General features: G+C 60.8%; 8 protein-coding genes. 2 read left to right on the forward strand and 6 right to left on the reverse strand.

Features of this window, described 5'->3' with window-relative positions:
* Positions 1–6 precede the first annotated feature (6 nt).
* The 4 genes from L858_RS0106705 to L858_RS0106720 form a co-directional block, all read right to left on the reverse strand.
* Positions 7–1,302 carry a methyltransferase family protein gene (locus L858_RS0106705; protein ID WP_022682382.1) on the reverse strand — a complete coding sequence of 432 codons (1,296 nt, stop codon included), beginning with the start codon at positions 1,300–1,302 and terminating at the stop codon, positions 7–9.
* Between the two features lie 73 nt (positions 1,303–1,375).
* Positions 1,376–2,194 (reverse strand): SirB1 family protein, encoded by an 819-nt coding sequence (locus tag L858_RS0106710; RefSeq protein ID WP_022682383.1) that lies wholly within the window; start codon positions 2,192–2,194, stop codon positions 1,376–1,378.
* 303 nt (positions 2,195–2,497) lie between these two features.
* The gene (locus L858_RS0106715; RefSeq protein ID WP_193742850.1) at positions 2,498–3,274 is read right to left on the reverse strand and encodes a XamI family restriction endonuclease; all 777 of its coding nucleotides are present in this window, start codon (positions 3,272–3,274) and stop codon (positions 2,498–2,500) included.
* Positions 3,275–3,408: 134 nt separating this feature from the next.
* A complete protein-coding gene (locus tag L858_RS0106720) occupies positions 3,409–4,629 on the reverse strand; it encodes a DNA cytosine methyltransferase (RefSeq protein WP_022682385.1) in 1,221 nt (406 codons plus the stop codon).
* 285 nt (positions 4,630–4,914) lie between these two features.
* Between L858_RS0106720 and L858_RS19810 the strand changes: the two genes are divergently transcribed.
* The gene (locus tag L858_RS19810) at positions 4,915–5,490 is read left to right on the forward strand and encodes a recombinase family protein (protein ID WP_037504419.1); all 576 of its coding nucleotides are present in this window, start codon (positions 4,915–4,917) and stop codon (positions 5,488–5,490) included.
* Positions 5,487–5,627 carry a hypothetical protein gene (locus tag L858_RS21940; protein WP_022682388.1) on the forward strand — a complete coding sequence of 47 codons (141 nt, stop codon included), beginning with the start codon at positions 5,487–5,489 and terminating at the stop codon, positions 5,625–5,627. The genes L858_RS19810 and L858_RS21940 overlap by 4 nt, the downstream gene beginning before the upstream one ends.
* Positions 5,628–5,862: 235 nt before the next feature.
* On the opposite strand, the gene L858_RS0106740 is transcribed toward L858_RS21940, so the two are convergent.
* Together L858_RS0106740 and L858_RS0106745 are read right to left on the reverse strand one after the other, a co-directional pair.
* Positions 5,863–6,132 (reverse strand): hypothetical protein, encoded by a 270-nt coding sequence (locus tag L858_RS0106740; RefSeq protein ID WP_022682389.1) that lies wholly within the window; start codon positions 6,130–6,132, stop codon positions 5,863–5,865.
* 43 nt (positions 6,133–6,175) lie between these two features.
* Positions 6,176–6,870: hypothetical protein (locus L858_RS0106745; RefSeq protein WP_238564932.1), on the reverse strand; the 695-nt coding region annotated here is incomplete at its 5' end.

The following is a 6,870-nucleotide window of genomic DNA, read 5'->3' on the forward strand; positions in this document are numbered from 1 at the left end:
CATTATTCACTCAGCCGGCTGGACCACCGGCTGCGGCTTGCGCCCTGCAACCCATCCGAAGAAGCGGGGCACGATCCCGTTCCGCTCCATCCACTCGCTATAGGCGCGGTAGTCGGCATCGGCGCTGAGATGCGCTTCCTCCGTCCTGGCGCGCCAATAATAGACGGCGTTGGTGACGCCCAGCAGCGCGCAGTTGCGCACCATGTCGGTCAGGCTGCCCGAGACGCTGAGGAAGGGCAGCGCCGAAAACCACCAGAAGAGGTTTTTCGACAGATAGGCGGGGTGCCGCGACCAGCGATAGGGGCCGTGGGTCAGGATGCCGCGATGGGTAAGGTTCGAGAAACGCAGTCCGAAGGCCACGGTCGCCCAGGCATAGATGCCGGTGAGCAGTACCAGCCATCCGCCCAGCAGCCATTGCAGCACCGGATAGCCCTGCGTCCAGACGTCCCACTCGGCCCCGCCGGCATGATAGTCGATCGGGCCGCCATTCCCCATGAGCACGAAGGGCGGGTAGCAGATCAGCGCCGCGACCCAGCCGGCGAGCAGCGGATTGGCGGTGCGGATGTGCGAATCCAGCGGCTTCAACGTCAGCACATAGCCGACAGTCGCCATGCAGACGTCGATCATGAACATGACCGCGATCAGGAAGCCTGCCATCGCCGTCGGATTGTGGAGGACATCGTTGATCCGCCAGTCGACGACGCTGGCGAAATTGCCCGGCACGATCGACACCATGAAGGCGAGGAAGAAGCCCTTTACCGCCCAGGCTCGGGCATGGTTGGCGACTTCCCGCCTGTCGGCCGCGCCGGCCGCGCCGCCGATCACCCATTGACCGAAGGCATAGGTTGAGTCTTTCGGCTCGACCAGCCGCCGATCGAGCCAGATCACATAGGGCATGGACGCGACCAGCAGCCAGGGCGCGGCCGCCAGAAACAGGTTCATCGAATAGCGATAGTCGCCGCTCCAATACCAGCGCGCCACGCAATAGAAGATCGCGATCGCCGCCCATGTCGCCCACAGGCCCGCGATCTTGACGAGGCTGACGTCGAGCACTGCCCTGACCGAGCGCGCGGGCGCATCCCAGTCGATACCTGTCGAGGCATTTCGGTGCACCCTGTCGACCAGCAGCGACCAACCTATCATCGGCAGCCCACAGGCGACGACCGCGGTAAACCCGGCATAGGGTCCGTTCATGCCAAAATGACGGGCGACCAGCGTCCAGACGCCGAGTCCCAGCAGTCCCGCGATGCCGACACCATGGCTGACGGCGGATCGAGGACAGGGATCGGCGCTCTTGCTCATGCACCAGTGGTTACAACGGCATTGGTAAGCAAGCCATGAAGGAAGAGGAAGTGGGCAGCGTGGTCCCGGAAGATCAGCCCGCGAGCCGGGTCAGCGCCGCGCCGATCTGGGCGCGCCGTTCCGGGTCGCGGGTAATCTCCAGCATGGCGCTCAGGCTGGCGCGTGCCGCATCCACTTCGCCCTCGGCCAATTGGAGCCGCGCCAGTTCCCACCAGCCCGCCCCATGTTCCGGCGCAACCACGGTCATGCGCTCGTACAGGATGCAGGCGCGCGCCGGGTCCCCCGCCTGTTCCGCGCGGCTCGCCTGGTTAAGCAGCAGCCGCACCAGGGTCATGCGATTGGACATGGGCGCGACATGCGCCTCCTGCGGCCAGGCACCCGGCCCGAGCGCCCTCTCGAGCAGGGTCATCAGCTGTTCCGGCTGCACCAGCGCCCCGCCCTGGAAGGGATCGATCAGCGCCGGCGAATCCTCCGGTCCGATGCTGACGAGGACATGGCTGGGCGTGTTGAGCGCATGCGCGGTCCAGCCCATCCGCCGCGCGACCGCGACATAGAGGATCGAAAGGCTGACAGGCAGTCCGCGCCGCCGGTCGAGCACCCGGATCATGTCGGCGTTGAGCGGCGCGTCGTAGCTTTCGCTGTCTCCCATGAAGCCGAATTCGCCGCTTATCACCTGCGCGAGCAAGGCGCCCTGCGCCTCTCCGGAGCGCAACGCCTCCTCATCGACGCTGCCGCGCGCGGCATCGACCGCAGCGTTGATGATGCGGAGCCGGTCGAGATAGGGTTCGACGTCCAGCCCCTCATGATCCAACGCGCTCAATGCCAGCGCCGCGCTGTCCAGTTCGATTTCCTCATCGGCAAGCAGGCCCAGATAGATGATGTTGTCGTTCAAACCCTGTCCTCGATTCCTGCCGGGCAGATGCCACGGCCTGCGCGCGCAGGACATGGGGTCGGACCGCGCCTCTGTCTACTGGCCTGCGGAAATCGCCCGTGACGGCTCGTCAGCCGGACCGTCGCCGAAGGACGATCGCAGCACGCGTTACGATGATGTGGGAAAATGGTGCCCAGAAGAGGATTGTGTCCCCCCTCTTCAGACGCACCGAAAACTGCGGTTCACAGCCACCGGGTGTGGCTCCATGTGTATCTTGCATGTGGGCTAAGGACAAGGCGTCACATGCCGCTCATTCGTGTAGTTTTAGCAGCCCTGAGCATCTAGCCAGGCCTCGAATGTATGGAGGTCGTGCGACCAGAACACCTCGACCTTTCCTTCCAAAAGACGCTCCACATCTTTGAACGCGATCACGCCTTGCAAGAGCGCGGCAGTTCGAACAAACGATCCCCAGTGGGCCTGCCAGGCTGCCGCCTTCTTCAGCACATCGTTGACGCGCTTGACGGAGTTTGTCTCATCGTTCGTCACTTTGCATTCCATCGCCAGAACGACAGTGCCTGGCAATCCGCAGGCAATGTCCACCTCCTGCGGGCGAGTGGTCGTAGCGAATCGCGTCTTGTGCAAAAAGTGCTTCAATTGGACATCTGTCAGGTTGGAAATCAGGCCCCGCACCTGCTTTGTCCATCCTCGTTGTTCCAGCAAGCTGACTAGTGCGCCTTCCTGTTCCATTGACATTCGGCCCCGGCGAAGCGTTGCAACAATCTGCATGCTGAGCATCGGAACGACCGCCCGTAGCAGATTTCGGATTTGCGATGTTGTAGGCGCTTGGTTGGCATCCAGCCAGCGTGTCAGGCGTCGGTCGCGCCCGGTAAGAAAGGCTGACGCCACGGCTTGCGCAGCGGTCGGCGTTACAGGCCTTCCCATCACCTCCGCACGCTTAGGATACTGGGCGCACAGCAGCGCAAATTGGTCTTGGCTGATGGGCGGAGCCATCAACTGCCGGAGCACCATCAGATGCGCTCCCGTCGCTTGTAAGGCACTCGGAATGTCGCGGAGGCAGTCGGTGGCTTTCAGTGCGGCCACGACCTGCCTCCGCGCACTGACATGAGCCGCATGCCAATCGTCGCCTGCCTGGGCCGAGGTTAGCCCGGCGACATATATCTGCTTCGCCAGATCAGTCTGGGCTTGATGATAAGCCCTCAATGCAGAAGCCGTCATTAGCCGACTGAGGACAGTGGCTGTGGTTCAACCTTACGCCTGCTCGTGGCACGCCGGGACGCACCGTTCCGCCGTTCTTCCCTCATGGTATAAACGATGGCGGATTGCAGGGCGTCAGGTAGCGGAGCAAGGTCAACCTTGTTCGCAGCACTGTGGCGGACGACATTCCGGTTCAGCGCCGCAGCAAGCGCCAACCCGAGAGCCAGGCCGAGCTTCGGGGGGACAGCATTTCCGATCAGCCGATACTGGGTTTGCCGGTTGCCAACCATGCTCCATTCAGCGGGAAACGACTGGATTGCCGCGCATTCCCGAGGACAGAGGCGACGAAGCCCTAAAGCCGGATCACGGACCCAGTCCTGTTGAGAACTGGCGGTCACTGTGCGCGCCGGTTTGAGCAAGTCTGCGATGAAAGCCCCTTGTTTATACCCCCAGTGCCCGCCGGGGCGCGTGGACTCCTTCTTGCCAGGGCTTTTCGCGCCCGTGCCTGGGGGCAGATCAGCGAGTTCTAGCGCCATTTTGCCGGTTGGACGAATAGTTTCCTCGACGCTGGGCGGAGGGACGCGTTGTAGGCATTGCTCAAGAGTCACCCACGCTGGCAGCCTACCCTCACCCTTCTGAGAGTGGGTAGGCGCTGGCATGTCAGGTTCGTCCCCAGGGCGGTGGCCTATAAGGATCAGCCGCACTCGCCGCTGGGGAATCCCATAATCGGCGGCGTTCAGCAGCGCGACTTTGGAGAGCCAACCGCGTTCGAATAGCGCCGATCGGACATAAGCAAGCGCGCTTCCAGGAACTCCATCGTGTCCTCTCGCAGTGAGCAGGCCGCGCACATTCTCGAATAGCAGCCAGCGGGCGTCGATTTGCTGGGCGAGCCGCAGATATTCATCCACCAGCTTACCACGAGGGTCAGAGAAGCCCTTTTGAAGGCCGCCACTACTCCACGATTGACAGGGGGGACCGCCTGCCAGCAGCGGCAGTTCGCCCCGGCGCAAGCCCAACTTCGCCAACAGCGCAGCGCCATCCAAGTCCCGCACATCATGCTGCTCAATGATGGTGCTATGAAGGGCTTTTCGACCCTGCCCTATTCGGTGGCCTCGATTTGCTTCCAGTGTGGCAATGGCAGCGGGGTCATGATCGGTGGCGAACAAGCAGTCCCAGCCAGCTTGCTCCAGCCCCAGATCGAGGCCGCCAGCGCCAGAGAAAATCGAGATAAAGCTGCTCATTGATACCCCTATGGCGCGCGATCTGGCCCAGCACCCCTGAGTAGGTGACGGGACTCGCCGGTTCAAGCTACTTTTGTGCCCTTCTTGTTCTCGTGACGGCCGACCGCCCTATCGGTCGTTTTTCCGGTCAGACTCGCCCACCTCCAGGATATGTTCAACGGGCGCAGAACTTGTCGCTTATGAGCCACCGATCAACAGGCGGTTTAGGTTGGCTCATAAGATATATCTTGACATATTTGAGCTAGATCATAATGTGAGCGTGTCTTTTGATCTGACGAGGCGGGTATGAGCCGGATTTTGTATCTAAGAGTTTCAACAGCGGACCAATCTGTAGAAGCGCAACGCGCCGCTTTCGGAGATCGCTTCGATAAGGAATTCAGCGATCATGGAGTGTCTGGGGCCATCCCAGCTTCCAAGCGACCAGGTTTTTCCGATCTGCTCAATTACATCCGTGAAGGCGATACGCTCTGCGTGTATGCGGTGGACCGCCTTGGGCGTGATGCACTTGATGTGCAGGCCACCGTTCGAAACCTCCTTGAGCGGGGTGTGACGGTCGAGGTCCACGGCTTGGGTCAAATCAGTCGGGGGGTAGGGGAACTGATCCTCGCGGTGCTGGCCCAGGTCGCGGACATGGAACGAAACCGTATCCGTGAACGCACCGAAGCCGGGCGAAGCGCTGCGCGTGCCAGTCTCGCTGCGACCGGGCGCACGCACAGGGGGAAGGTTTCGTTGGGCCGTCCGATGGCGGCAGACGCGGCGGCTGTGAAGGCCTGGCGGACAGCGCACGACGCCAGCATCGCGGCGACTGCGGCTGAGTTCAAGCTCTCGACCGCAACGATCAAGCGCTATTGTGCCGGATGACCATCTTCACGGTGATGCTCAAGAGCCGAGCGGGGATCAGCCGGGTCCGACTGTCGGCCCGCAATATTCTGGAGGCAAAGGAGCTTGCCGCTCTCCAATGGGGAACGGCTGTGATGCAGGTCACTATTGTCGGCTAACTCCATCGAAGTTTGAAGAGCGTGGCTTCAGCTTGGTCGGCGAATTCGATGCAAAATCGGGCGCGGGATCGCGACGATTCACCGAGTTGCCACGCGCTGCGACAATGCTCTGCACACCAGCCGCGCATCGCCAGCCGAATGATGTGCGAACCCTTATCGGTCCACACATGTTGAATATGAACAGGGTGGGGCAGCGGCGGCCGAGCGATTGGCGAGGCGAGCCAGGTGGGCCGCGTCATGACTTCGCTCTCATTGCGAGTGCATCGGCCCGCATCTTGTCAATTTTTGCGCGGATCAGTTCATCCGCCAAAGGGTCCATGGCTGTCTCTGTCTCCGCTCTGATCTGGGCGATCTCGGCGCGCTGGCGCTCATTGGCAAGCCTCAGCGCTTCCAGTTCCTCGACCTGCTTCTCCCACACCAGGTCGCCGTATATTATCGGCAAGAGCGCGAGACGCTCCGGGCTCGGCTCGACATAGTGTTCAGCTAATATCTCGTAGAATCTCATGGCTCTCTAGTTAATAATATATAAAATACAAGTTATGGCTTATTTATATCACGACAGGCATGTAGTCGTCGATATAATCCGGTTCATGCTCAGCGAAAGTTTTGTCTGATTTCGTGGGGCGAAGGTGAAACCGCAACATGGCAAATCCACCATTCTCCTGGAGGTGGACATGATATTTTTCCACGACATCAGCAGGCCAGCGAACAGTTGATGCTGTTTCACTTCGGAATGGATCGATGTCATAGCGATGTTTGCACTTCAGCGTGTAGCCCATCAGATTCTGCACATTCTGAGTGAGCGTTTTGCTGGCGTCGAGGGTCTTGAAATCCACTCGGCGGTAGCCGGGCCACTTCCGTTCTAGGAGTTCACGGAAGCGATATTCACTGGCTCCGCCAAGATCGATGAGCACATGCAGATGAGGGAACCAGACCTCCGAGCCTGTGTAGTCGAAGCCAATATCTTCAAGCTGGCGGCGTTTGTAGCCACTCAAGCGCGGAACATGATGGGGATAATACCAGTCACTCTCGAACGCGCCGAACATTCGGAGATTATCAGCCCGAGCGTCCTTCCGCCGAAGCCGCGCGGCGAGGTTGCGTAAATCCTTCCGCACTTTCGCAATCTGGGGCTTGATCGCACTCACATGAGAAACTGGAGTCAGCATTATCGTCACCCAACGAAGATTCGCGGGCTCGCTCCTTCCCAGGAGGTCACTCGGCCGCGTCCCATCGCATGGTGTAA

The organism is Sphingobium bisphenolivorans, assembly GCF_000412635.1.
GTDB lineage: Bacteria > Pseudomonadota > Alphaproteobacteria > Sphingomonadales > Sphingomonadaceae > Sphingobium > Sphingobium bisphenolivorans.